26 protein-coding genes and 1 tRNA gene are annotated in these 21,210 nt (G+C 65.7%); 14 read left to right on the top strand and 13 right to left on the bottom strand.

Translation table 11 applies throughout. The annotated features are described in order from the left end of the window. Positions 1–9: 9 nt before the first annotated feature. The 3 genes from MKK65_RS02610 to MKK65_RS02600 all read right to left on the bottom strand — a co-directional run bounded on the left by MKK65_RS02610 (position 10) and on the right by MKK65_RS02600 (position 4,233). Entirely contained in the window at positions 10–1,809 is a 1,800-nt protein-coding gene (locus MKK65_RS02610; RefSeq protein WP_243955078.1) for an IlvD/Edd family dehydratase, read from the bottom strand. Continuing rightward, the gene (locus MKK65_RS02605; RefSeq protein ID WP_243955077.1) at positions 1,806–2,957 is read right to left on the bottom strand and encodes an aldose epimerase family protein; all 1,152 of its coding nucleotides are present in this window, start codon (positions 2,955–2,957) and stop codon (positions 1,806–1,808) included. Before MKK65_RS02605 ends, MKK65_RS02610 begins: the two co-directional genes overlap by 4 nt. A 172-nt stretch (positions 2,958–3,129) precedes the next feature. Further along, positions 3,130–4,233, bottom strand: coding sequence for an aldose epimerase family protein (locus MKK65_RS02600; RefSeq protein WP_243955075.1), 1,104 nt, complete (start codon positions 4,231–4,233; stop codon positions 3,130–3,132). Positions 4,234–4,449: 216 nt separating this feature from the next. On the opposite strand from MKK65_RS02600, the gene MKK65_RS02595 reads away from it, so the two are divergent. Next, a complete protein-coding gene (locus tag MKK65_RS02595) occupies positions 4,450–5,745 on the top strand; it encodes a sugar MFS transporter (RefSeq protein ID WP_243955073.1) in 1,296 nt (431 codons plus the stop codon). Positions 5,746–5,815: 70 nt separating this feature from the next. Beyond that, positions 5,816–6,679 carry an SMP-30/gluconolactonase/LRE family protein gene (locus tag MKK65_RS02590; protein WP_058190988.1) on the top strand — a complete coding sequence of 288 codons (864 nt, stop codon included), beginning with the start codon at positions 5,816–5,818 and terminating at the stop codon, positions 6,677–6,679. A gap of 195 nt (positions 6,680–6,874) precedes the next feature. On the opposite strand, the gene MKK65_RS31485 is transcribed toward MKK65_RS02590, so the two are convergent. Beyond that, positions 6,875–7,171: a DUF6894 family protein gene (locus MKK65_RS31485; protein ID WP_409565353.1), complete on the bottom strand. Its 297-nt coding sequence runs from the start codon at positions 7,169–7,171 to the stop codon at positions 6,875–6,877. A 68-nt stretch (positions 7,172–7,239) separates the two neighbouring features. Between MKK65_RS31485 and MKK65_RS02585 the strand changes: the two genes are divergently transcribed. The 3 genes from MKK65_RS02585 (at position 7,240) to MKK65_RS02575 (ending at position 9,649) form a co-directional block, all read left to right on the top strand. Continuing rightward, the gene (locus MKK65_RS02585) at positions 7,240–7,464 is read left to right on the top strand and encodes a hypothetical protein (RefSeq protein ID WP_058190987.1); all 225 of its coding nucleotides are present in this window, start codon (positions 7,240–7,242) and stop codon (positions 7,462–7,464) included. 145 nt (positions 7,465–7,609) lie between these two features. Then, positions 7,610–7,939, top strand: a complete 330-nt coding sequence (locus MKK65_RS02580; protein ID WP_243955071.1) for a hypothetical protein — start codon at positions 7,610–7,612, stop codon at positions 7,937–7,939. 6 nt (positions 7,940–7,945) lie between these two features. Then, positions 7,946–9,649 (top strand): sensor histidine kinase, encoded by a 1,704-nt coding sequence (locus tag MKK65_RS02575; RefSeq protein ID WP_243955068.1) that lies wholly within the window; start codon positions 7,946–7,948, stop codon positions 9,647–9,649. A 37-nt stretch (positions 9,650–9,686) separates the two neighbouring features. Here MKK65_RS02575 and MKK65_RS02570 read toward each other — a convergent pair whose 3' ends face one another. The 3 genes from MKK65_RS02570 to MKK65_RS02560 form a co-directional block, all read right to left on the bottom strand. Then, positions 9,687–10,076 carry a phage holin family protein gene (locus tag MKK65_RS02570; RefSeq protein ID WP_243955066.1) on the bottom strand — a complete coding sequence of 130 codons (390 nt, stop codon included), beginning with the start codon at positions 10,074–10,076 and terminating at the stop codon, positions 9,687–9,689. An 89-nt stretch (positions 10,077–10,165) separates the two neighbouring features. Beyond that, on the bottom strand, positions 10,166–10,594 hold the full coding sequence (locus tag MKK65_RS02565) for an RNA polymerase sigma factor region1.1 domain-containing protein (protein ID WP_243955064.1): 429 nt from the start codon (positions 10,592–10,594) through the stop codon (positions 10,166–10,168). A gap of 80 nt (positions 10,595–10,674) precedes the next feature. Next, a complete protein-coding gene (locus MKK65_RS02560) occupies positions 10,675–11,763 on the bottom strand; it encodes an acyltransferase family protein (RefSeq protein ID WP_243955062.1) in 1,089 nt (362 codons plus the stop codon). A 219-nt stretch (positions 11,764–11,982) separates the two neighbouring features. Here MKK65_RS02560 and MKK65_RS02555 point away from each other — a divergent pair. From MKK65_RS02555 to MKK65_RS02530, 5 genes are all read left to right on the top strand, one after another. Continuing rightward, a tRNA-Arg gene (locus MKK65_RS02555) sits at positions 11,983–12,059 on the top strand. Between the two features lie 48 nt (positions 12,060–12,107). After that, positions 12,108–12,692 (top strand): YARHG domain-containing protein, encoded by a 585-nt coding sequence (locus tag MKK65_RS31480; RefSeq protein ID WP_409565352.1) that lies wholly within the window; start codon positions 12,108–12,110, stop codon positions 12,690–12,692. A 270-nt stretch (positions 12,693–12,962) separates the two neighbouring features. Beyond that, the gene (locus MKK65_RS02540; protein ID WP_243955060.1) at positions 12,963–13,241 is read left to right on the top strand and encodes a hypothetical protein; all 279 of its coding nucleotides are present in this window, start codon (positions 12,963–12,965) and stop codon (positions 13,239–13,241) included. A gap of 49 nt (positions 13,242–13,290) precedes the next feature. Then, on the top strand, positions 13,291–13,527 hold the full coding sequence (locus tag MKK65_RS02535; protein ID WP_243955058.1) for a hypothetical protein: 237 nt from the start codon (positions 13,291–13,293) through the stop codon (positions 13,525–13,527). A gap of 61 nt (positions 13,528–13,588) precedes the next feature. Further along, positions 13,589–13,822 carry a hypothetical protein gene (locus MKK65_RS02530; protein WP_243955056.1) on the top strand — a complete coding sequence of 78 codons (234 nt, stop codon included), beginning with the start codon at positions 13,589–13,591 and terminating at the stop codon, positions 13,820–13,822. A gap of 234 nt (positions 13,823–14,056) precedes the next feature. On the opposite strand, the gene MKK65_RS02525 is transcribed toward MKK65_RS02530, so the two are convergent. From MKK65_RS02525 to MKK65_RS02515, 3 genes are all read right to left on the bottom strand, one after another. Then, entirely contained in the window at positions 14,057–14,593 is a 537-nt protein-coding gene (locus MKK65_RS02525; RefSeq protein WP_243955054.1) for a hypothetical protein, read from the bottom strand. A gap of 619 nt (positions 14,594–15,212) precedes the next feature. Next, on the bottom strand, positions 15,213–15,491 hold the full coding sequence (locus MKK65_RS02520) for an ImmA/IrrE family metallo-endopeptidase (protein ID WP_243955183.1): 279 nt from the start codon (positions 15,489–15,491) through the stop codon (positions 15,213–15,215). Positions 15,492–15,522: 31 nt separating this feature from the next. Further along, positions 15,523–15,747, bottom strand: a complete 225-nt coding sequence (locus MKK65_RS02515; protein WP_243955052.1) for a hypothetical protein — start codon at positions 15,745–15,747, stop codon at positions 15,523–15,525. A 256-nt stretch (positions 15,748–16,003) separates the two neighbouring features. Between MKK65_RS02515 and MKK65_RS02510 the strand changes: the two genes are divergently transcribed. The 4 genes from MKK65_RS02510 (at position 16,004) to MKK65_RS02495 (ending at position 20,054) form a co-directional block, all read left to right on the top strand. Next, positions 16,004–16,597, top strand: coding sequence for a hypothetical protein (locus MKK65_RS02510; protein ID WP_243955050.1), 594 nt, complete (start codon positions 16,004–16,006; stop codon positions 16,595–16,597). A gap of 1,112 nt (positions 16,598–17,709) precedes the next feature. Continuing rightward, positions 17,710–18,540: a hypothetical protein gene (locus tag MKK65_RS02505; RefSeq protein WP_243955048.1), complete on the top strand. Its 831-nt coding sequence runs from the start codon at positions 17,710–17,712 to the stop codon at positions 18,538–18,540. 29 nt (positions 18,541–18,569) lie between these two features. Beyond that, a complete protein-coding gene (locus MKK65_RS02500) occupies positions 18,570–19,079 on the top strand; it encodes a hypothetical protein (protein ID WP_243955046.1) in 510 nt (169 codons plus the stop codon). 465 nt (positions 19,080–19,544) lie between these two features. After that, positions 19,545–20,054 carry a PilZ domain-containing protein gene (locus MKK65_RS02495; RefSeq protein WP_243955044.1) on the top strand — a complete coding sequence of 170 codons (510 nt, stop codon included), beginning with the start codon at positions 19,545–19,547 and terminating at the stop codon, positions 20,052–20,054. 395 nt (positions 20,055–20,449) lie between these two features. Here MKK65_RS02495 and MKK65_RS02490 read toward each other — a convergent pair whose 3' ends face one another. The 3 genes from MKK65_RS02490 to MKK65_RS02480 all read right to left on the bottom strand — a co-directional run. Beyond that, positions 20,450–20,623, bottom strand: a complete 174-nt coding sequence (locus tag MKK65_RS02490; protein ID WP_243955043.1) for a hypothetical protein — start codon at positions 20,621–20,623, stop codon at positions 20,450–20,452. A 109-nt stretch (positions 20,624–20,732) separates the two neighbouring features. Continuing rightward, a complete protein-coding gene (locus MKK65_RS02485; protein ID WP_243955041.1) occupies positions 20,733–20,963 on the bottom strand; it encodes a hypothetical protein in 231 nt (76 codons plus the stop codon). Between the two features lie 107 nt (positions 20,964–21,070). Then, positions 21,071–21,210 (bottom strand): sugar transferase (locus MKK65_RS02480; protein WP_243955182.1); only part of this gene is annotated, 140 nt, incomplete at its 5' end.

Here is a 21,210-nt window from a genome sequence, read left to right as displayed (position 1 = left end):
GGTTTCCGGTCAGTGGTTGTCGCGCGGCAGCCCGCTGGTCTGCGCAATCCGCTGGAAGCGCTCGGCGCCCTCAAGGATCGCGCCGGTGTGCATCTGCCCCACGGATGCGCGCTGGATCGCCTGCCACGGGGTCTGGGATGCCGGATAGGCGTAGCCCCCTGCCGCCTCGAGGGCCTTGCGCCGACGCTCGATCTCGTCCGCGTCGAGCAGCATGTCGGCAGTGCCGCGCTTCAGGTCGATCCGCACCCGATCGCCGGTGCGCAGCAGCGCGAGGCCGCCGCCGACCGCCGCCTCGGGCGAGGCGTTGAGGATGGACGGCGAGGCCGAGGTGCCGGATTGACGCCCGTCGCCGAGGCACGGCAGCGCGTGCACCCCGGAGCGGATCAGGTAGGCGGGCGGGCGCATGTTCACCACCTCGGCCGCGCCCGGATAGCCGACGGGGCCGGCGCCCCGCATGATCAGGATGCTGTTGTCGTCGATCCCCAGCGCCGGGTCGTCGATGCGGTGGTGGTAATCCTCCGGTCCGTCGAACACCACGGCCCGGCCCTCGAAGGCCTCCGGATCCTCGGGGTTCGAGAGGTAGCGCTGCCGGAATTCCTCTCCGATCACGCTGGTCTTCATGATCGCCGCGTCGAACAGGTTGCCGCGCAGCACCAGGAAGCCCGCCGCCTCCTTCAGCGGCCGGTCGATCGGGCGGATCACATCCTCGTCCTCGATCACCGCGCCGCGGCAATTGTCGCCGATGGTGCGGCCGTTCACCGTCAGGGCGTTCTCGTGGAGCAGCCCGCGTTGCATCAGCTGTGCGGCCACCGCCGGGAGGCCGCCGGCGCGATAATAATCCTCGCCGAGATACTCGCCCGCCGGCTGCAGGTTGACCAGGAGCGGCACGTCGAGGCCGTGCGTCTGCCAATCGGCGATGTCGAGCTCGACCCCCGCGTGGCGGGCGAGCGCGGCCAGGTGGATCGGGGCGTTGGTGGAGCCGCCGATCGCCGAGTTGAGCACGATCGCGTTGAGGAAGGCCTCGCGGGTCAGGATGTCGGTCGGCTTGAGGTCCTCAGCGACCATCTCCACGATACGCTTGCCCGTGCGGTAGGCGACCTCCTGGCGGTCCCGGTAGGGCGCCGGGATCGCCGCGGAGCCCGGCAGCATCATGCCGAGCGCCTCGCCGAGGGCGTTCATGGTCGTCGCCGTACCCATCGTGTTGCAGTAGCCGGTGGAGGGGGCCGACGAGGTCACCAGCTTGATGAAGCCGTCGTTGTCGATCTCCCCCGCGGCCAGCATCTGGCGCGCATGCCACACGATCGTGCCGGAGCCGGTGCGCTGGCCCTTGTACCAGCCGTTGAGCATCGGCCCCACCGACAGGGCGATGGCCGGGATGTTCACGGTGGCGGCCGCCATCAGGCAGGCCGGGGTGGTCTTGTCGCAGCCGGTGGTCAGCACCACGCCGTCGAGGGGGTAGCCGTACAGGAGCTCGACCAGGCCGAGATAGGCGAGGTTGCGGTCGAGCCCGGCGGTGGGCCGCTTACCGGTCTCCTGGATCGGATGGACCGGGAATTCGAGCGCGATGCCACCGGCCTCGCGGATGCCCTCGCGCACGCGCTCCGCCAGGACGAGATGGTGCCGGTTGCACGGCGACAGGTCCGAGCCGGTCTGGGCGATGCCGATGATCGGCTTGCCCGAGCGGAGTTCCTCCAGGCTCAGGCCGAAATTCAGGTAGCGCTCCAGGTAGAGCGCGGTCATGTCGATATTGTCGGGGTTGTCGAACCAGGCGCGCGAGCGCAGGGGGCGGTTGGTCGGGCGATCGGTCATGGCTGAGTCCGGGGTGCGGAGCTGGCGGAGAAGCGGTAGGTGATCACGTTCCGGTATGTGGCGCCGGGGTCGAGCCGGGCCGAGCCGAAGGCCGGCTGGTTCGGCGTGTCGGGGAACAATTCGGGCTCGATCGCGAGGGCGTCCGACTGCCGGTAAACGAGGCCGGATTTACCCACCACGGTCGCGTCGATGAAGTTTCCGGTGTAGAATTGCACACCTGGCTGGTTGCTGGCGACCTCCAGAACCCGGCCCGAGTGAGGATCCTCGATCTTCGCAACAGGGTGCGGCTCGGCGGTGGGCGCCTCGGTCACGACCCAGTTATGGTGGTAGCCGCGCCCGCGCACGATCTGGATGTCCCGCCCGTCGCGGATGCGCGACCCGATCACCGTCGGCTTGCGGAAGTCGAACGGCGTGCCCGCCACCGGGACCTGCTCACCCGTGGGGATCTGCGTGGCGTCGACCGGGGTGTAGCGCTCGGCCGGGATGGTCAGAATCTGGTCGAGAACCGAGCGACCTGAGCCCTCGCCGGCCAGGTTGAAGAAGCTGTGGTTGGTCAGGTTGACGATGGTCGGCTTGTCGGTGGTGGCCTGGTAGCTGATGGTCAGCGCGTTGGTGGCGTCCAGAACGTAGGTCGCGGTGACCGTGAGCGTCCCGGGAAAACCCTCCTCGCCGTCCGGGCTGACGTAGCGCAAGGTGACCGATGGCGTGGCACCGCCTTTCACCTCGGTGATGGTCCAGAGCCGCTTGTCGAAGCCGGCATTGCCGCCGTGCAGGGTGTTCGGGCCGTCATTGGTGGCCAGGGTGTAGGTCCGGCCGTCGAGGGTGAAATGCCCGCCTCGGATCCGGTTGGCGTAACGCCCGACGGTCACCCCGAACCGCTTCGGCTTGTCGAGATACGTGGCGAGATCGTTGTAGCCGAGGACGATGTCGGCGGGCTTCCCGGCGCGGTCCGGGACTTCGAGGGTCCGCAGCAGGGCGCCCCAGGCAATCACCCGGGCGGTGACGCCCTTGCCGTTGGTCAGCGTTACCTCCTCGACGGTGCGGCCATCCGGCAGGGTGCCGAACACGGTTCGGACCGGCTCGGCCGCCTGGGCGACCACCGGGATCGCCGCACAAGCGCAAAGCACCAACCAACTCAACCCACGCATCGCACTTTCCTTTGCCGTCGGCGGGTTGGCCTGCCGATTACGTGCAAGCCACACCGTTTACTCATACACATCAGGTTGTGGTGCCTGGGGCGGTCGCAGTGTCCCGGCGCCGATGCTGAAATCAGGCGCGCCCTCGGGGATCGCGGTCATGTCGATCCTGCGGGGCAACCCATCACTCGTGGCCTCGCTGCGCCGCGCTGGTGGAGAAGCGATAGGTGATCACGTTCCGATAGGTCGCGCCCGGATCGAGCCGGGCCGAGCCGAAGGCCGGCTGGTTCGGGGTGTCGGGGAACAGCCCGGGCTCCAGCGCCAGGGCGTCCGATTGCCGATAAGCGAGGCCGGATTTGCCCACTGCGGTCGCATCGAGGAAGTTGCCCGCGTAGAATTGCACGCCGGGCTGGTTGCTGGCGACTTCGAGGACGCGGCCCGATGCCGGATCCTCGACCCGGGCCACGAGGTGCGGCTCGGCGGTGGGTGCGTCGGTCACGACCCAGTTGTGGTCGTAGCCCTGCCCGCGCACGATCTGGATGTCGCGTCCGTCGCGGATGCGGGACCCGATCACCGTCGGTTTGCGGAAATCGAACGGCGTGCCCGCCACCGGGACCTGCTCCCCCGTGGGGATAAGCGTCGCATCGACCGGCGTGTAGCGCCCGGCCGGAATGGTCAGGATGTTATCCAGGACCGCGCGGCCGGAGCCCTCGCCGGCGAGGTTGAAGAAGCTGTGATTGGTCAGGTTGACGATGGTCGGCTTGTCGGTGGTGGCGAGGTAGGTGACCGTGAGGGTGTCGGTGTCGTCCAGGGCGTAGGTTGCGGTGACCGTGAGCGTGCCGGGATAGCCCTCCTCGCCGTCCGGGCTGACGTGGCGCAGGGTGACCGACGGGGTCGTGCCGCCCTTGACCTCCGTGATGGTCCAGAGCCGCTTGTCGAAGCCCGCGATGCCGCCGTGAAGGGCGTTGGGGCCGTCGTTGATGGCGAGTGTGTAGGTCCGACCGTCGAGCGTGAAGCGGCCACCACGGATCCGGTTGGCGTAGCGCCCGACGCTGACGCCGAAATAGTTGGGCTGGGCGAGGTAGCCGGCGAGATCGCCGTAGCCGAGGACGATGTCGGCGGGTTTGCCGGCGCGGTCGGGCACCTCGAGGCTCCGCAGCAGGGCACCCCAGGCGATCACCCGGGCGGTGACGCCCTTGCCGTTGGTGAGCGTCACCTCCTCGACGGTGCGGCCGTCCGGGAGGGTGCCGAACAGCGTCCGGACCGGTTCGGCCGCCTGGGCGGCCATCGGGATTGCTGCACAGGCACCCAGCGCTACCGATCCTGCTCCACGCATGCGATCCCCCCGTACGATGCCCACCGCGTCGTGCCGACCGCTTGCCGACCGGGCGCGGGTCCTCGACGGAGGCCGCGGTTGACGTCCGTAGAATGGCTATATACTCATACAATTGTCTTCTACAACAAGGGGCCCCGGTAAGGCGGCTGCGGCAAGAGGAAACGTTCGATGGCAGGACCGATCGCGAGCCTCGGGTCGCCCGCGGCGGGGACGATGACGCGGGAGGAGGGCAGCTACCGCCCGGCTCTCTCGCTGCTCGCGAGCCTGTTCTTCATGTGGGGCTTCATCACCGTCATCAACAACACGCTGCTGCCCCATCTGCGGAGCGTGTTCGACCTCAGCTACACGCAGACCACGCTGATCGAGTCGTTGTGGTTCATCGCGTCGATCCCGGCGGCGAAGCTGATCGCGCGCATCGGCTACCAGCGCGCCCTGGTGGTGGGCCTCTGCATCATGGCGCTGGGGACCCTCGGCATGGTCCTGGCCTCGCACCAGATCTCGTACGCGATCACGCTGACCGCCCTGTTCGTGATCGCCAGCGGCATCACCCTGCTCCAGGTCGCCGCCAACCCCTACGTGGCGGTGGTCGGGCCGCCGGAGAGCGCCCCGGCGCGCCTCAACCTCGTCCAGGCCTTCAATTCGTTCGGCACGACCCTGGCGCCTTTGTTCGGTGGCTACCTGATCCTCGGCCGCTCCGCCTCGGGCAACGTCGCCGCCGGCGTCACCCTGAGTCCGGCCGAACGGCTAGCCGACGCGCAGTCGGTGCAACTCCCCTACCTGATCGTGGCGGCGATCCTCGTCGTGCTGGCCGTGGTGATCGCGCGCTTCCCGCTGCCGGCCATCGGAAGCGGTGGCGCGAAGCGCGCCGCCAAGGTCGAGCGCGCGGGCCTGTCGCTCTGGCGCCACCGCAACCTCGTGTTCGGCGTGCCGGCGATCTTCATCTACCTGATCGCCGAGATCGGGGTCTCGAACCTGTTCATCAACTTCGTCTCGCAGCCGGAGATCGGCAACCTCACGCACACCGAGGCCTCGCATTACCTGTTCCTGCTCTGGGGTGGGATGATGGTCGGCCGCTTCGTCGGCAGCTACCTGATGCAGGGGCGCTCCGCCGAGACCATCCTGGCCGGTGCGGCCATCGCGGCCTTCGTGGTGATGCTGGTGGCGACCTTCGCGACGGGGCCGCTCGCGATGTGGGCGCTGATCTCCGTGGGGTTGTTCCACGCCGTCATGTTCCCGACGATCTTCACCCTCGGCATCCGCGGCCTCGGGCCCCTGACCGAGGAGGGGGCGGGCCTGCTGATCATGGCGATCGCCGGGGGCTCCCTGGTGGTGGTGCAGGGCTGGGCCGCCGACCGGTTCGGCCTGCAGTATTCCTTCCTGATCACCGCCGCCTGCGAGCTCTACGTCCTGTTCTTCGCCCTCTGGGGCAGCCGGCCGGGCCAAGTCGCCTCCGACCGCGCCTGATCAGCCATCGTCGGCGAGGCCGCACGCGGCGGCGGGCCGTGCCCCGTCGCCGGACTGGACAAGGCAATCCATGGAAGCACAGTTTCGCATCGTCCCCCGTGCCGAGCGCGACCGACTCGGCGAAGGCCCCATCTGGGTGCCGGAGCGGGGGCGGCTGTTCTGGGTCGATATCGAGGCGCCGGCCCTCCGCTGGCTCGACCTCGCGAGCGGCCAGACGGGCACGCGCCCGTTCCCGGAGCCGATCGGCTGGATCATCCCCCGCGCCGGCCGGCGCGACTTCGTGATCGGCCTGAAGAGCGGCTTTGCACTGTTCGACCTAGAGGCCGGCAGCGTGACGCCGATCGGCGATCCGGAGCCGGATTACCCGGACAACCGCTTGAACGACGCCAAGGTCGACTCGGCCGGCCGGATCTGGGCCGGGAGCATGCACCAGGCCGAGACCGCAATCTCGGGGGCCCTGCACCGGCTCGATCCCGACCTGACCTGGCGCCGGATGGACGGCGATTACGGCGTTGCCAACGGCCCGACTTTCAGCCGCGACGGCCGGATCCTCTATCACAGCGACAGCGCGGCCCGGACCGTCTTCGCCTTCGATCTCGCTGCCGACGGGACCCTGTCGGGCAAACGCGAATTCCTGCGCTTTCCCGAGGCCTGGGGCTGGCCGGACGGGATGACCACGGATGCCGATGGCTGCCTCTGGATCGCCCATTGGGGGGCGGGCCGGATCAGCCGGCTGGATCCGGACGGGCGCCTCCTGCGGGCGATCCCGCTCCCAGCCACCAACATCACGAGCTGCGCCTTCGCGGGCCCCGGGCTCGATCGGTTGTTCGTCACGTCGGCGTCGCGGGGCGTCGAGCACGAGCCGTCCGCCGGGGCGCTGTTCGAGCTCGATGTCGAAGTGACCGGCCTGCCGCCCCGCGCCTTCGGCCGCTGATGGCCTGATCTACGGGGCCGGCCACACCCGGCCGAGGGATCGCTGACGAGGGATCGCTGAATCGTGTGGAGGCTGTCCCCCGGATGGGGGATGCAGCGATGGGATGCAGCGTTTAGGGTGCGGCCTTCTCCGAGACGAGATCACCTTCAAACCCGCCCGGCCTGTGCCGCGGCGGGTTCTTTGATCGCGGCGGCGTCACGCCCGGATCGGGATGCGGCCGACCACCGAGCCGGCCGCATTTCGAACCACGAGGGTCCACGATGCGCCGGGGGCGCCCATCCCGACGGAGCCCGCCATTTCTTCGATCACGCTGTGCGCTTCGGCCAGGGCCTCCTCCAGGCTCCACTCAGGGATCAGACGCGGTGATGGAGCTTGGCAATCTTTAGCGGACCAGCCGGACCCGCGCGGACCGGGGTCACTATAGGCTCGCGCGCCGTCACCCCGCGGCACGGCAGCCCTCCCCTCGGTGGGATATGGCCGCCGTGCCGGCATCGATCCGTCAGGCCTATTAACCGTTCGTCAACCATGCCTCGACACAGTTCCGGGCGGAGGGCAGAGCCATGGTTCGACGCCGGGATTTCGATGCGCTGAGTGAGGCTCAGATCGCCGCGAGGCGCACCCAGAAGCGCTGGGTCGAGCCCAAGGCGCAGTTCCGCCCTGACGCGCCGCAGGCGGTCACCGAGCTGCTCGACACGATCCAGCACGTGGCCGAGGCGGCTACGGGCGAACGCAGCTTCCTGCATCTTCGCCCCATCGCAGGCGGCGCCCGCAGCCGCGAGCATTAAGGCAGTCGGCCTCCGAGGCCATCTGCGGGCTGGCGAGCGTCAGGCGGTTCTGCAACAAGGCCGAGATGAGCCGGCGTCCCGCCTTCGAACTCTCCCCTATCGCTCCTCCGGCTGTGCCCGGGCGATATCGCACTGCCCGCGCGCCGTGAGCGCGAAGCGCGCCGCCGAGGCCTTCGTGCCGCTCTGCGCCAGCCTGTCGAGGAACGACGGTTTGATCGAGCCGGCGGGACATGGCCGTATCGACGCCGAGTCGGTTTGCACCCGGACGGTCAAGCTCTATCTGTCGTGGCACGCCGCCGTCGTGGCGCCCGAGACGGCGACGGCAGGCCTGACCGAAGCGCCCCAGACCGGGCGCAGCGACATCGTGCGCGTGGCAGAGGATGAGCCGGCTTTGCGCGACCTGATCGTGGAGGTTCCGGTCGACGTCGGAGGCGCCGCGCTCCAGGCTGCGCATTCCGGCGCGGGTCTCGACTGACCGCCGATGTCGCTCACCACGCGTATCCTGCTGCTGGTGCTGCTGGCGCTCACCCCGGCGCTGGCGATCCAGGGCTACAACGAGGTCGCCCTGCGGACGAGCCGCGACGCGGCGGTGCGGGCCGACGCCCTTGCCACCGTCCGCGGCGCCGCCGAGGATTTTTCCCAGCTCTCGGAGCGGATGCGGCAGGCCCTCGATCTGATCTCCGGAGATCCGTCCGTGCAGGTGCGCGACCCCGCCGCCTGCACGGCCTACCTGAAGCGATCCGCGGCTCGGCTCCCGCACGTGATCCTGATCGCGCTTACGGATCCCGGCGGCAGCGTGATCTGCGACAGCGCCGGTTCGGCGCCGGGATCCTACTCGACCGGCGCGCGGGCCTATCATCGCCGCGCCCTGGAGGCGGGCGGCTTCGCGGTCGGAGGCTACGCGCTGGGGACGGTATCGAACCGACCTTCGATCCACTTCGCCCGGGTTGTGGCCGGCGGGGACGCGATCGACGGCCCGGCCACGGGCCTCCTCCTGGCCGCCGTCGATCTCGACTGGCTGTCCGATCACCTGGAGCAGACATTGCACCAGGCGGAGACGGCCATCACGGTGACGGACCGTGACGGCCTCATCATCGCGCGGCGGCCGAATGGGGCGGACTGGATCGGCAAGCCGATCCCGCCGGAACGCGCCGTGATGCTGACGGCCGGGGACGGCGAGGTTCGCATCGCCGAGGGCCTCGACGGCCGCAAGCGGATCATCGCAACGGCCATGCCGGGCGGACCGCTCGCGGGGGTGCGCCTGATGGTCGGACGCGACAGCGCGGCGGCCTTCGCGGATATCGACGCCGCCACCCGCCGCGGGTTGGTGCTGATCGTCCTGGGCGCGGTACTGGCGCTGGCGGCGGCACTGTTGGCCGGTCGGATGTTCATCCGCCGCCCGATCGATCGCCTGCTCAGGATCGCAGCCGCCTGGCAGGCCGGCGACCTAACCGCCCGCACGGGCCTGCGCGGTATGACGGAGTTCGGACGCCTCGGGGGCAAGCTCGACGTCATGGCCGGCACGCTCCAGCGCAACGCCGATGACCTGCACGCCGAGATCCGCCGCGGGCGCGCCCTTCAGGAGCAGCAGGTGACGATGCTGCACGAATTGAACCATCGGGTGAAGAACACCTTGGCCACCGTGCAGGCGCTGGCCCGCCAGTCCCGGGGGGCCGATGGGGGGCTGGAGGCGCGGATCCTGGCCCTCTCGAAGACCCACGACCTCCTGACCCGCGAGGATTGGAGCGGCGCCTCCTTGCGCGAGGTGCTGGAGAGCGAGCTGAGCCCCTATCGTACGGGCGGCGATCAGATCGGCCTCGACGGGCCGGACATCTCCCTGTCCCCCCGGCATGTGCTGGCCCTGGGGATGACGATCCACGAACTGACTACGAACGCGGCCAAGTACGGCGCGCTCTCGGCCCCCGGGGGGCGCGTGCGGGTCTCGTGGTCCCTCGTCACGCAGGAGGGCGGGACGCCGCGCCTGCAGCTCACTTGGCAGGAGAGCGGCGGCCCGCCGGTGCAGCCACCGGCCCGGGCCGGTTTTGGAACGCGCCTGATTTCCGGCGGGGTGCGGCGTGAGCTCGACGGCCGTGTCGACCTCGCCTTCGAGGCCGACGGCCTGCGCTGCCACCTCGATGTGCCGCTCGCGCCGGGACTGAGCGCGATCTTGGCGCCGACGCAGTAACGCCTGTCGCGATCCCGGAGGCAGGACTGCCCGCGCGTCAGGCCCGGGGCCGCGCCACCTCGCGGGCATCCTGCTTCAGCTGCCGCCAGGTCCGCCACGGCTCCAGGTTCGAGAGCGCCATCCGGCGCAGGCCGAGCCAGCCGAGTCCGAGCGCCACGATCAGGAATGGCGCCGCGACGATCAGCGCTGCCGGTGCCTCGGAGCCGAATGGCACGGCGAGCAGCTTCACCACCGCGTCGAGCCCGAGGAAGAAGGTAACGATCAGCAGGACGGGGATCGTGCCCACGATCGCGATCAGCGAGACGATGGCCCGGACGTTGCCGTCGATCTCGGTCCGCGCCAGCGTCAGCAGCGCCTCCATATGCGCTGCGCTCTCGCGCAGGGCCGAGACCAGCAGGGCCAGGGTATTGTCGGCTCGTTGACGCATGGTTGGAGTTCGTCCTCTTGGTCCGCCAGGACCGGGGCCAACGGGGTCGGTCGCGGAAGCGTTCCGGCGCGGGGCCCCGCGGCTAGGCATCATAGCAACAGCGACACGGCGCCGAGCACGAGCAGAGTCGCGAGGCCCGCGAAGGCGACGGCCCGGGTGACGTCCCGGCTTTCGTCCGGATCTTGCTCGGTCGGGGTGGCGGCTGGACCCGGCGCGGGCTCAGTCAGGATGGCCGGGGCGCCCGTCCCGCCCGCGGGCAGGACCAGAGGCTGCGTCCCGGAACGCTGCGCCGGCAGCAACACCGATCCCGGGACCGGCCGGTCCACGGGCGGCCCGAAGGCCTCCGGCTCGACGCTGACCCCCGCGGCGTCGAGTTCCAGCATCACCAGCACGAGGGCATCGACATCCATGCTGTCGACCGGCAGCGTGGCCTGGAGATCCTGGGCCGTGAGTTCACCACGCGCCCTGCCGAGGCCGATCAGCCGATCCAACGTCCCGCGATCGATCGTCTGCGACATCCGTGCCCCCGCCCCTGCCCGCCCCCTGCAGCCCGCGTTCCCTCTGAAAACGCGCGTGACCGCCAGCGGTTACCGGCCCCTCACGGGCTGAGCGCAGGCCTCGCCGCCAGCGCGTCGCCGGATTCCTGGCCCCCAGACCCGCCGGGCCGGTCACGGAGCATCGGCCTTTCGACCAGATACCAGCTCAGGAAGCCCAGGGGGATGGCCGTCGCAAGGGCGAGGAGCGCGGCCAGCCAGGGCGAGAGTCCCGGCTGCCGGGCAACCAGCAGGTTCTGCACGGGCCAAGCGTAGAGATAGATCCCGTACGAGGCGTCGACCTGCGCGGTTGCGCGGCTGAGAAGGTTCGGGCGCACCGCCAGGGCGAACCAGAAGATCAAGTAGCCGCCGAGGATCGCGAAGGCGGGTTCGGCCAGCGGTGGGCTGAACATCAGCGGCAGAAGCAGCAGCGCGGCGAGGCTCGCGCCCCGGCCGGTATAGGCGATCCGGTCGCCGAACAGCCGGAAGGCCCCGCCGCAACAGAACACGAAGCTCAGGCGGATCATCTCCGACAGGGTGCCGAGCCCGTCGCCCGGCGCGCCTATCGGCAGGTAGAGCCGGCGCAGGATCAAGAGCCCTCCGAGGCCGGCGAGCAGCACGAGGTAGCGGCCCCGCCGCCGCAGGGCGCGTGCGGTGCCGACAAGGCCGAGGAGAAGGTAGCAGCCGAACTCACAGGGAATCGTCCAGAGCGCACCGTTGAGCATCGGGTAGGGAAGCCCCTCGAATGCACCCGGGACCATGGGCATGAGCAGCAGCGACAGCCGCAGCACGGTCTCCATGGGCGAGACCGCCGCGACGTTCCCCCCGCTCAAGGGGGCGACGACGGCGATGCAGACCAGGGACGCCACCACGAAGCCCGGATAGATTCGCCGCGCCCGCCGCATCACGAAATCGGAGAACGAACGCTTGGCGCGATAGCTCGCGGTGATCAGATAGCCGCTGACCAGGAAGAAACCGTCGACCGCGACCTCGCCGAGCGACAGCGTGCCGAACACCTGCGTGAGCCATTCCCGCGACCGATTGCCGTCCGCCAGCTCCGGTGCGTGCGAAAGAACGACCAGGATGGCAAAGAGCACGCGCAGCGAGCCGAAATTGTTCGCGGCCCGGTCTCCCCCGCTGACCTCTTGCGACACCCGCCCCCGCCCCGTGATCCCCCGAATGATGTCCAGGGGCGGGCAAACGGCCTGTGAACACAAGGCCGCCCGGGCAACACCCGGCAGCCTTCGTACTTCTGGCCGGGGCCCCGATCTTCGATGCCCGACCCGACACAGCCCCCGGACGCGGTTCGGCCTCCAGGTTCACCCAAGCCGTTGCGCTGGCGGCGCTGTTGGGTTAGGGAATCGGCGCGGTTAGCACCCGTAGCTCAGCTGGATAGAGCGTTGCCCTCCGAAGGCAAAGGTCACACGTTCGAATCGTGTCGGGTGCGCCAATATTCTCAATGACTTAGCAGGGATCAACCCTGATTCAGAGACCGGCGGTGTCACCAAAGTGTCACCGCATTGGGTCTTCACCGAGTCGTTTCTCTTCCCTCCCCCTCCTTCTGTCCGCAACCGCGGCCCTCGCCGTTGTCGCGAGTTGGCCGACGCTGGCTCAGGTTCAGCAGGAGGCCTTAAGCTACCAGGTCGGCCTCGATCCCTACGGCGACAACTTCCTGGCGCTGCGCAGCCTCCCGAGCGGCACCCAGGGCGTCCGCCTCGCGCGGCTCGGTCCCGACACCCTCTTCACCGAGCTCGGCCGCCAGAGCGGCTGGGTGAACATCCAGCTACCGTCCGGCCAGACCGGATGGGTGAGCGCCCGGTACGTCGGCTGCCGCCGCACGGCCGCGAGCGGTCGAAGCGCGCCGAATGGGTCCGTATCGTCGTCGTGCGAGGAGCTGTGGTCCGAGCGGAACACGATCTTCAAGGCTGCGGGCTACGGCTTCCGAACACCGCAGGCCATTCAGGCGTTCGGCAATGCGGGGTGTCAGTTCGACGACGAGGCCGATGTGCCGCTATCGACACGGCAGCGAGAGCCGGTGGCTCAAATCCGAGCGACGGAGCGACAGCTGGTCTGCGCGCGGTGACTGACTGGCTCGCCGGCCACAGGGCGACGTGCGGGACCACGAACATCCTAAGGGGCGAGCTGATGCCCCTCACCGAGCACCTGAAGGCGAAGGGCTATCTTAAATGAGGCCCGAACCCCTGGCGGTAGGCTTGGGCCTCTTGGTCGTGACAATGGCGTCGGTGCGGCTTCTCCACGAAGCTGGCTACCAGCACGCCGGTGTCATAATCCTGATGACCACGCTGCTTGCCGGCGGCCTCATCACGGTTTTGGGTAGAGCGCGGGCGAACTGATGGAAGCGTTCGTGGAGGACGGGGATCGCGAGTTCGAGCACTCGCCGCTGTCCGGCTCTTTTACCCGCGATGGTGAGACCGTCGACGTAGAGATCTACAGGTTCGCCGGCACGCAGGATCCATGGCAGTTGGCTGTCGTCCACATGTCGAGCGGCAGCACCGAATGGCTTACGCTGTTTGCGACCGAGCAGGAGGCCTACCGCGCTTTCGCAGATGCCGTAGAGAGGGACGACATCGCATCGTTCGGCGCCACCGCTACTGCCAGGAAGATGCAATGACCCCCATCCGTCGTCTCGTGGAAGAGGCGTTGAAGGCGAAGCGGTTCTTATGAGCGGCCACGTCAACGGCATCGCCAAGGCTGCAGCAGAAGCGGTATTGCGCGACCGCATGCGCATCGCAGCGATTGATATGCAGCCTGCCGTCTCCGATGCACTGGATGCTTGGATTGCCGATCAGCCCGATCCGAAGCCAACCCGTCGAGAAGCGATCCGCCACGCCCTCACGGACTGGCTCATCGGCCAGGGCTACGTGCGGCACCGCGAGGATCCTGAGGGGGCGAACTGACATCCCCTCCCGGCGTTGCCGCGCTGATGTCGCGTGGCGCGGCGTCCGTTTTGGAAACCTGATGCCCTACACCCTTCAACGCCTCGCCCCAGGCAGCTTCGATCTCGTCCTCGACGGCAAGGTTGTCGGTAGTCTCGTCCGAGAAGTGTCCGAGGACGGCCGTGAGGGTGACTGGATGGCCGAGACGCTCGCCGAGAGCCCACCCTATCCTGCTCCATTCACGCAGGAGACGCACAAGTTCGGGACACTGAAAGCTGCAGCAGATTGGCTGGATGCGACGGTGCCAGATCTTTGAGTTTGACTGTGCCCGCCGAGCCGGCGAGGTCACGCGTGCACGGCATCGCTACTCGGCTCGAAGCCGCTGGCGTCATCTTCATTGAGGAGAATGGCGAGGGGCCGGGTGTGCGGCTGAAGAAGGCCATCGCATACCGCATCATTCAGAACCTCTAGCGGGCCGCGATGCAGGGGCGGATTGGGGGCGCGGGGAAGCGAGGCGGCATAAGAATTTGGACTTTGCCATGATCGCGGATCACCATTTCCCGCTCGACCAATATTCCTCGATCATTCTGTCAACCGTGAAGTTTATTTCTCCAATATTGCTCGGTTCGGCAGGGGCGGGGGCAGGGGCAGGATTAGGGACAAGGTCAGGCGTTTCAGGCGTGGGCAGTACCGCCGCAACGTCGTCGTAGTCATTGGCCTCCTGTTTTGCCTTCTCGCGCTCAGTGTCCTCTTTTTCACCTACGCCCCATGCAGTCTTCAAGGCGTCGTAGCATTTCGGGAGCTTGGTCTCATCAATCTTATCGTGATGCAAGACGATGATTGGTATCTCGACCTTATTTTGCTCCATAAAACTATGCAAATAATTGCGCAAGCTGATGGGCTCCGCAAAGGAAACTCCTGCTACGGTTCTCTCCAGTGAGTCTAGCTCGCGTTTATCCGTTGATCTCTCGGTTTGCAAAGTAATGATTGGGTATGGAGCCCCGCCGATAACACCCTTTAAGGCTTCTTTGCCCCTGTAAGTGAATTGACAATCGACTAAATCGCGCTGTCGAAGAAGCGTCAGCAACCATGCAAGGTCGATTGATAGAGCCAGCTCATGAGCTTGAGCAAACTTGGATATTCGAAACCCTGTATCAATTTTCTTGCCGAGAAAATCATATTCACCTGGGTTTATATCTGCCTATCGCTCATCTTCTTCTTCGAGTTGATCGCCTACTCGACTTTCAGTTTGCTGGATGGTGAACCGACTTGCCGATGTCACGGTAGCGTTAGGGGCCGGAAAAGACGCGATCCAAGCACAACCTTTCACGTCCAATTCTGGCTCTTGGCTATTAATAAGGTCGCCATAAGTCGATAGCGCTTTAACAAACGATCTTATACAGCACGCAAGATGTTCAAGGCAGACAATTCGGATACAAAAATAATCTCGTCACCAACAGTTTTCCAAACTTTCGGTGATCGATGTCTAAACGTTTCCCTTCCGTCTAGAATACCAGAATATTCCGTGAATAACTTATCAATAATCTGGGGGAACTACCTATAGAAACTTCTCGTGCGGTTTAGCCAAACCGGATAGGGCTCATCACCATCCCGTCTATCGCTGTGCTTTGCTTTGAATGCCGTTGAACCAACAAGATCAACCGACATGAATAGTCGCACGCGACATTCCGGACATCCGCCCATAACTAAATCCGCAACGACTGTGCGCGTATCTCTGCCGCCTTGGGGCTTACCCCAAACTGCATAGCCGTAAACTCGGTTGATCTGCCCATTGCTTCGTAGATTTCTTTAAATTCTGCAGATGGCATCAAAAAGGCCGCGGCAAACCAATTGGCTTCCCATTCCGCGCGTTTCAACGCCTCATTGTCCTCATTCACCCATCTGGTCGCAATCATCACCGCACCAGGATTATGAGCCGCAACCAACGGGTAATGTAGAAATAGATGTCCAAGCTCGTGAGCTATCGTAAATCTGTCGCGAACAACTGACGTAACGCTAGGAAGGAATATTGTAAAATCGTTGCGCGATTACAATAATCGACTCCGGCAACTTATCGGCGGTGACCTCTGCAGTCTTGTATTCAATGCGGCCGCCCAATCGGACAACCACCGGCTCAAGCGGATCGCCGGCCTTGAATTTTAAGCGTGCAGCAGCGTCCTCCGCGAGGGAGTGAACCTTCGCCTTGAGCAGGCGAGTTGGGATCGGGTCTGCGGTCTTCACCGGTCTGCCCTACAAACTGATTGCGACGCCAAATTACCATCCAGAGGACAAATTAGGAACGCGTGATTTATCCACAGCCATTCACAGAGGGCTGTTTTTAGCTGCAACAAGGTGTCGTGCAGTGTGGAGCCACACCTATCCACAAGAGAATGACCGAAGGTATCAGTGCCCTGCCCACCTCAACGCTTTTGGGTGGGGTTGCTGATATTGCCAAGCTGTCGCTCGACACCGCCATCCCGGCAGCTATTTTGCCACCATGCGCACAGCCCTCGCCGCCCTTGCCTTCGTCGTCGCTGCCGGTGGGGCGCAGGCTGAGGGCGCATCGGACATTGCCGCCTGCCGGGATGTGAAGGACTCGTTGCTCCGCCTTCGGTGCTTCGACGATGTCTCGAAGCCAACAGCTCAGACAGCCCCTACCGTGACGTCCAAGCCGAGGGCACCAGACTTCGCGGCTTATGCCGCTGCTCCCTACCGAGGGCCCATCAGCTACCCTGATTTTCGAGGGCGTGACCGCCAGCACGCCTCTTACAGAACCCGCATCCTGGCCGGTGCCAAGGCCGGCCCGAACTTCGCGGGACACCTTGCCCTCGTGACGATCGGCTGCAGATCCAGTTGCGTTTTCGTACCCGTGGTCGACGTGCAGACGGGACGCGTGTTCGACTCCCCTCTCGGGGGTGAGGATATGCTGTCGCTCGATATGAAATATCAGGTCGACAGCCGGCTGATTGTCGCTCGCTACATATCGGACGAGCGGTGCAAGGCCGAGGAGATCGTTTGGACCGGCAGCGCGTTCCAAAGGGGTGCTGTCAGGGACCTGGGCGATCGAGAAGTATGCTGGACGGCGGACTAATCCGCCTTCCGCATCTGCGCATCGCTATGCGTAGGTAGTGGATAACGGGAGTGTGGCTGGAGCAGCAGGCAAACGTTCAGCGTTCATGGCCCACATAGCAGCGGACCAGGAGGTCGCAATGTCTGCGTGGGTTGAACGTCAATGGCAGATGCGCCGCGATGGACTGGGACGCGCCATGATCATCCTGGGCGTGGTCGCCAACCTCGTGTGGATCGGGGCCGGGGTGTTCGCGCTCGGCATGGGCATCAACAGCGTCATCGGGCTTCTGGGATGACTGCCCCTCAATGGGGTGGTTGCAGACCACTAAAAAGCCTGCGCCGGCGGACCGGGCAGGCGAAGGTTGGTTTGTCGGATCGGCGGGATCGACGAACGCAACCGTACTGCCGCGCCCGGTGGTGTCACGACACGAAGGTGTGACAAGCGCCGGTCAAAGCTGCAGCTTACTCCGCCTTCGCCATCTGGCGCCCGTGGTTCTGCACGATGTCGGGGTGGGTATCAAAACGACTGGACTGGTTGCGCGACCGTCGCCTCTGACGAATGTCACAGACAGCTTGACTATTAAGCTTAGCTTTAAAATCCGTCTGTGGTTCGTGCGTATTAACTAATAACTGCGTATTGCATTTCCAATAAATATATCGCCATTAATAAACACATGAGTGTGTAGTTTTGGTGACTAAAAATGAAATGCTTAGGTAGAATATACGCGGCCGGATTAGCGATCTGCCTATGTAGTCCTGCCCATGCAGGAAACGGCAATGCCCTTGCCGGCGGATGGAACGGCGAGATGTCTGGCGGAGGTCTGCGTGTCGGATCGCCCTCACCGACCCCAAGTGGCGGTAGCACTCCCGCTCCACTAGCCAGCGCGTCTACTTCTTACAGCTCTGGCGGTTCAGTCTTCGAATTCAGTTCCGGAGGTGGGGGTAGCCAGAACTCAGGCGGCGCTCCGTCGCCAGAGGTGAATGCCGGCCTCGGTTTGATCCTGGTGGGCGGCACGGTCGCCTTCCTCCGCCGCAGGCGCGGCAGCCGGACCGTGCGGGCGGCCTGAAGGTCTGGCGATGGCCTACCTTTCTGTGCCATTGGACGCTGGCGTCGGACCAGGGACATGCCCGCCGGTGCCCCGGCGGCGCATCCCGGCCGCGCGTTGGCTCCTAGCTGTGTTCTCCGGCGGTACTGTCCTGTCTGCGGTCCTGCAGAGGCACCTGCTCGAAGCGACGCAGACCGCCCAGCATCTCGTCGAGTTCAACGTGGGCGAGGCGTTCGCGCTCGCTGCGATCCTGTCGCTGGTCCACGCCGACCGGCGTGAGGACGTAACGCTGGTCGGATCGGACATCGCCGTGCTGCTGCTGTCCGCGCTTGCCTGGTTGGTGCCTGAGCAGCACGGAGTCTATCTCGCCACGACGATCGCCGGGGCCTGGGCGCTCCTCGGGAGGCGCTCCGACCGGCGGCTGGCCGGCATCGCCCAAGTCTGGCTTGCCCTGTCTGTCTACGAACTCTGGGGGAAGCTTCTGTTCAAGCTCGCCTACCAGACGATCGAGGTGGTCGAGGTAAGTCTGATCTACGAGGTCGGGCGCCTGTTCTACGGCGGCCTCGGAGTGGCCGGGGCCAGCCTCAGCGTCCGAGGCGACTGGTCGATCGTGATCCTCGAAGGCTGCTCGTCCTTCCACAACCTGTCACTGACCGTGTTGATATGGCTTTCGATCCTGAAGATCGCCGGGCGAGCGGCGAGCCCAGCGGCGTTCCGTGCGCTGGGCGTAAGCGCCTGCCTGGTCGTCGCGATCAATGTCGCGCGCATCCTGGCGATGCTGCCCTCCCACGACGCATTCGTGTTTTGGCATGATGGGCCGGGATCGTCCTGGGTTGCGCTGAGTTCCGTCTGCGCCGCCATCCTCCCCGTCCTGCTCCACGTGGAGGGGCGTGCATGCCGGCTCAACCCGCAAACCTGACATCTTGGGCTCACGGCGGCCTTGCTCTCATGTGCCTACTCCTCGTCGCCTCGGGCACGGGGCGGGTTTACGCCTACCGGCATCTGTCTGAAGGCGACGGCCTGGCGGCGTGGGATGTTTCCGGCGCCCTCGTGGATTTCGGCGGGGGCGTCCTGCTGCCACGCTCCGCCGCCCGGCACCACGTCGTGACGCTTGCTTTCTGCCCGGCGCCCGCATCCGTCGACTTTGTCGCGGCCAGCCCATACGGGTCCGACCCGTCACTCGTGGGAGCGCCGCATCCCGACGATCACGTATTCTACGTCTATCGCGGCTGGAACCTCGAGAGCCGCGCGGCCGCGATCGGCCTCAACGCGCTCTATTTCGCACGTCGCGCCTATGCCCGCCTGGCGATGCAGAAGGTCTCCGCGACCGACGACCTCGCCGTCAAGATCATCGTGCCGGCCGGCTGCGATGCGGGGCCGGACACCGTGATGTCGGTCCTGCGATCTACCCTCCAGCCGATGCCATCGTTCGACTCCGCTGCAGCACCACATCCTTGAACAGGTTGCCGGAGGCGGAGGTGCGGACGGTGGTGTCCGGCCCAGGCTTCTGAACGAGGACGTTCGCGCTGCCGTCCGCCTCGACCTTCGTGCCGCCCACGACACCGGCACGGCCGGCGGAGGCATCAAGGCGGCCCTCGCCCTTCTGCATCGATTTGAAAACCTTTCCTGGCCTTCTCCCGGATTGCCCGGCTCTCTCCGCCCTCCCCTTCATGTTGCTGCCTCTAGGGCTTGAGCGCTGCGACAGCTCCCAGCTGCCCCGAGCTGCTAACCCCAGAAAGTTCGACTTTCCCTTCCTCGTTTCAGGTGTACGACGGCTGCCCGGACAGTGAAGGGACGCACCGGCCACGCGTGAACGGGGGGAACACGGCGACCGGCGCGCTCGCAGGCGGGAGCCACTGAAGGCTCAACCGCTGCGATAGGTGAGGATATGGGGATCGCCAGACGGAACGGGCAGATCCCCGCTTGGCCTCAGGCTTCCTTTGCCTTCCGCGGCCGCCCGGCACCCTTTGGCTTCTCGGAGACGGTCTCCTCCGGTTCAGTAGCCTTCGGGGCTGCCTTCTTTCGCTGCTGGCCGAGGCCGAGCGAGCGGAGAACGCGGGCTCGCTCGAGCTGGTCCTCGATACCGCCGACACGATCCAGGGTGGCGATGCTCTGGAGCGGATGCTCGCCCACCAGATAGCCACCACCTACGTCCTGGCGATGGAGGCCGCGGCCGTCATGGGACAACAACTCGACATCGCGGACCAAACGATGGGCACGGCCAAGCAGGCGGCGTGCGTCGAGGCGGCCTGGATGGCCGAATGCACCGTTGTAGATATCTCTGTCAGCGGCGTGCGGCTGCAGGTGCCCGGCTCCGTGACAGTACCTGACCAGTTTGAGTTGACGACCGACTTATCCGGCAGTTCGCGCCGCTGTCGGACGGTGTGGTGCGAACACGGTCAGGTCGGCGTCGAGTTCGTCGACTGGACCTAACGCTGTTTCACCGTGTCGCGGACGGCTTTAGCGGTCCTGATGGCTGCCGTTGGGTGGCGAGACGATACCGCCCTGTGGGAAGCCCTGCAGCTCACTGGAATGTAGATGGAGGCTGCAGATAGCGAACGCCACGCAGAATGAATACATTTTTGCCCCTATCATAGGAGCAAAAAAGCGTCATACGATAGCAGACCGAAAACCTGTCCGAGCTTGGCAAAGAATATTCAAGTTTTTGGACGCATGACCATGCGCGTAGAGTGGGTGGATCCGATTATGCACTGGTGTGCCGTTTTTCTTGCCGCTTATACCGTCGGACTCATCGAGTTTTGGCGACTGTGTCAGGAAGCTCCGCTAATGGCTGAATAACATCTGACTTCTATATCATAGGATCTAACTCAAGCGATCAGCCATATTAGCGCCCAGCCCAGGAAGCCAATCCAGCCGATTGTAATTAATAACACTGTGGCGAGGATCGCTGTCGCGCCGAACCGCGCGAACAAAATTTGTCCTAGACCACGTTTCCGCTTCGGCGGCCCAGCTTCGCCTGTGCCGTTTTGAGATGAATTCATGATCTCAGCTCTCCGTTAGGAGCTGAGAAGCAACGAGCTATCCTAAACAGTTCCGAAGTCTGTGCGACCTGCGACCATGGTTACCCGGTGCGCAGTTCTTAATCGGTCGCTATGTCTCGCCGCGCATAGGACGCATAAGTGCACCGAGTAGAAAGGCCAGTTGGCCACACACCAGTAGCGCTGTTCCGCGGCGAAGACCGCCACTCATACTAAGATGGTAGGTGTAGACGTCATAGGCGAGTTCGGCCGCCACGATCGGCAGGAGTGCGAGAAGCCACCACACCGAGCCGAAGCGCCCAAGCCCAAGGCCGAGCAGCGCGTTCAGCAACAGCCCTTTCATTGTATACCGTCCCCGCCCCTGCATGCGGGACTGGTCCGCCTGTAGACCGATGCATCGGCATGCGCCAACGCCGTCAGCGCGGAGCCAGCAAATTTGGCGTCTGCGCGCTACTTGCTGCCGCGCTGGGCCAGCACCGCCGGGACGGTGCGCAGCATGATCGCGATGTCCCGGCGCAGGCTCCAGCGGCTGGCATAGTCCAGGTCCAGCGCCACGCGCTCGGCGTAGGTCGTGTCCGAGCGCCCCGAGA

The organism is Methylobacterium sp. J-001, from assembly GCF_022829565.1.
GTDB lineage: Bacteria > Pseudomonadota > Alphaproteobacteria > Rhizobiales > Beijerinckiaceae > Methylobacterium.
The sequence above is the reverse complement of the archived record's forward strand: the minus strand, read 5'-3'. Positions and strand labels throughout refer to the sequence as shown.

Bases quoted from the DNA above. Each gene is read 5' to 3' on its own strand.
- MKK65_RS02490 (WP_243955043.1), bottom strand. From the start codon at position 20,623: ATGAATTCATCTCAAAACGGCACAGGCGAAGCTGGGCCGCCGAAGCGG.
- MKK65_RS02585 (WP_058190987.1), top strand. From the start codon at position 7,240: ATGGTTCGACGCCGGGATTTCGATGCGCTGAGTGAGGCTCAGATCGCC.
- MKK65_RS02510 (WP_243955050.1), top strand. From the start codon at position 16,004: ATGCGCACAGCCCTCGCCGCCCTTGCCTTCGTCGTCGCTGCCGGTGGG.
- MKK65_RS31485 (WP_409565353.1), bottom strand. From the start codon at position 7,171: ATGCCGGCACGGCGGCCATATCCCACCGAGGGGAGGGCTGCCGTGCCG.
- MKK65_RS02575 (WP_243955068.1), top strand. From the start codon at position 7,946: ATGTCGCTCACCACGCGTATCCTGCTGCTGGTGCTGCTGGCGCTCACC.
- MKK65_RS02595 (WP_243955073.1), top strand. From the start codon at position 4,450: ATGGCAGGACCGATCGCGAGCCTCGGGTCGCCCGCGGCGGGGACGATG.
- MKK65_RS02570 (WP_243955066.1), bottom strand. From the start codon at position 10,076: ATGCGTCAACGAGCCGACAATACCCTGGCCCTGCTGGTCTCGGCCCTG.
- MKK65_RS02535 (WP_243955058.1), top strand. From the start codon at position 13,291: ATGAGCGGCCACGTCAACGGCATCGCCAAGGCTGCAGCAGAAGCGGTA.
- MKK65_RS02605 (WP_243955077.1), bottom strand. From the start codon at position 2,957: ATGCGTGGGTTGAGTTGGTTGGTGCTTTGCGCTTGTGCGGCGATCCCG.
- MKK65_RS02610 (WP_243955078.1), bottom strand. From the start codon at position 1,809: ATGACCGATCGCCCGACCAACCGCCCCCTGCGCTCGCGCGCCTGGTTC.
- MKK65_RS02600 (WP_243955075.1), bottom strand. From the start codon at position 4,233: ATGGCCGCCCAGGCGGCCGAACCGGTCCGGACGCTGTTCGGCACCCTC.
- MKK65_RS02500 (WP_243955046.1), top strand. From the start codon at position 18,570: ATGTGCCTACTCCTCGTCGCCTCGGGCACGGGGCGGGTTTACGCCTAC.
- MKK65_RS02565 (WP_243955064.1), bottom strand. From the start codon at position 10,594: ATGTCGCAGACGATCGATCGCGGGACGTTGGATCGGCTGATCGGCCTC.
- MKK65_RS02530 (WP_243955056.1), top strand. From the start codon at position 13,589: ATGCCCTACACCCTTCAACGCCTCGCCCCAGGCAGCTTCGATCTCGTC.
- MKK65_RS02485 (WP_243955041.1), bottom strand. From the start codon at position 20,963: ATGAAAGGGCTGTTGCTGAACGCGCTGCTCGGCCTTGGGCTTGGGCGC.
- MKK65_RS02590 (WP_058190988.1), top strand. From the start codon at position 5,816: ATGGAAGCACAGTTTCGCATCGTCCCCCGTGCCGAGCGCGACCGACTC.
- MKK65_RS02540 (WP_243955060.1), top strand. From the start codon at position 12,963: ATGGAAGCGTTCGTGGAGGACGGGGATCGCGAGTTCGAGCACTCGCCG.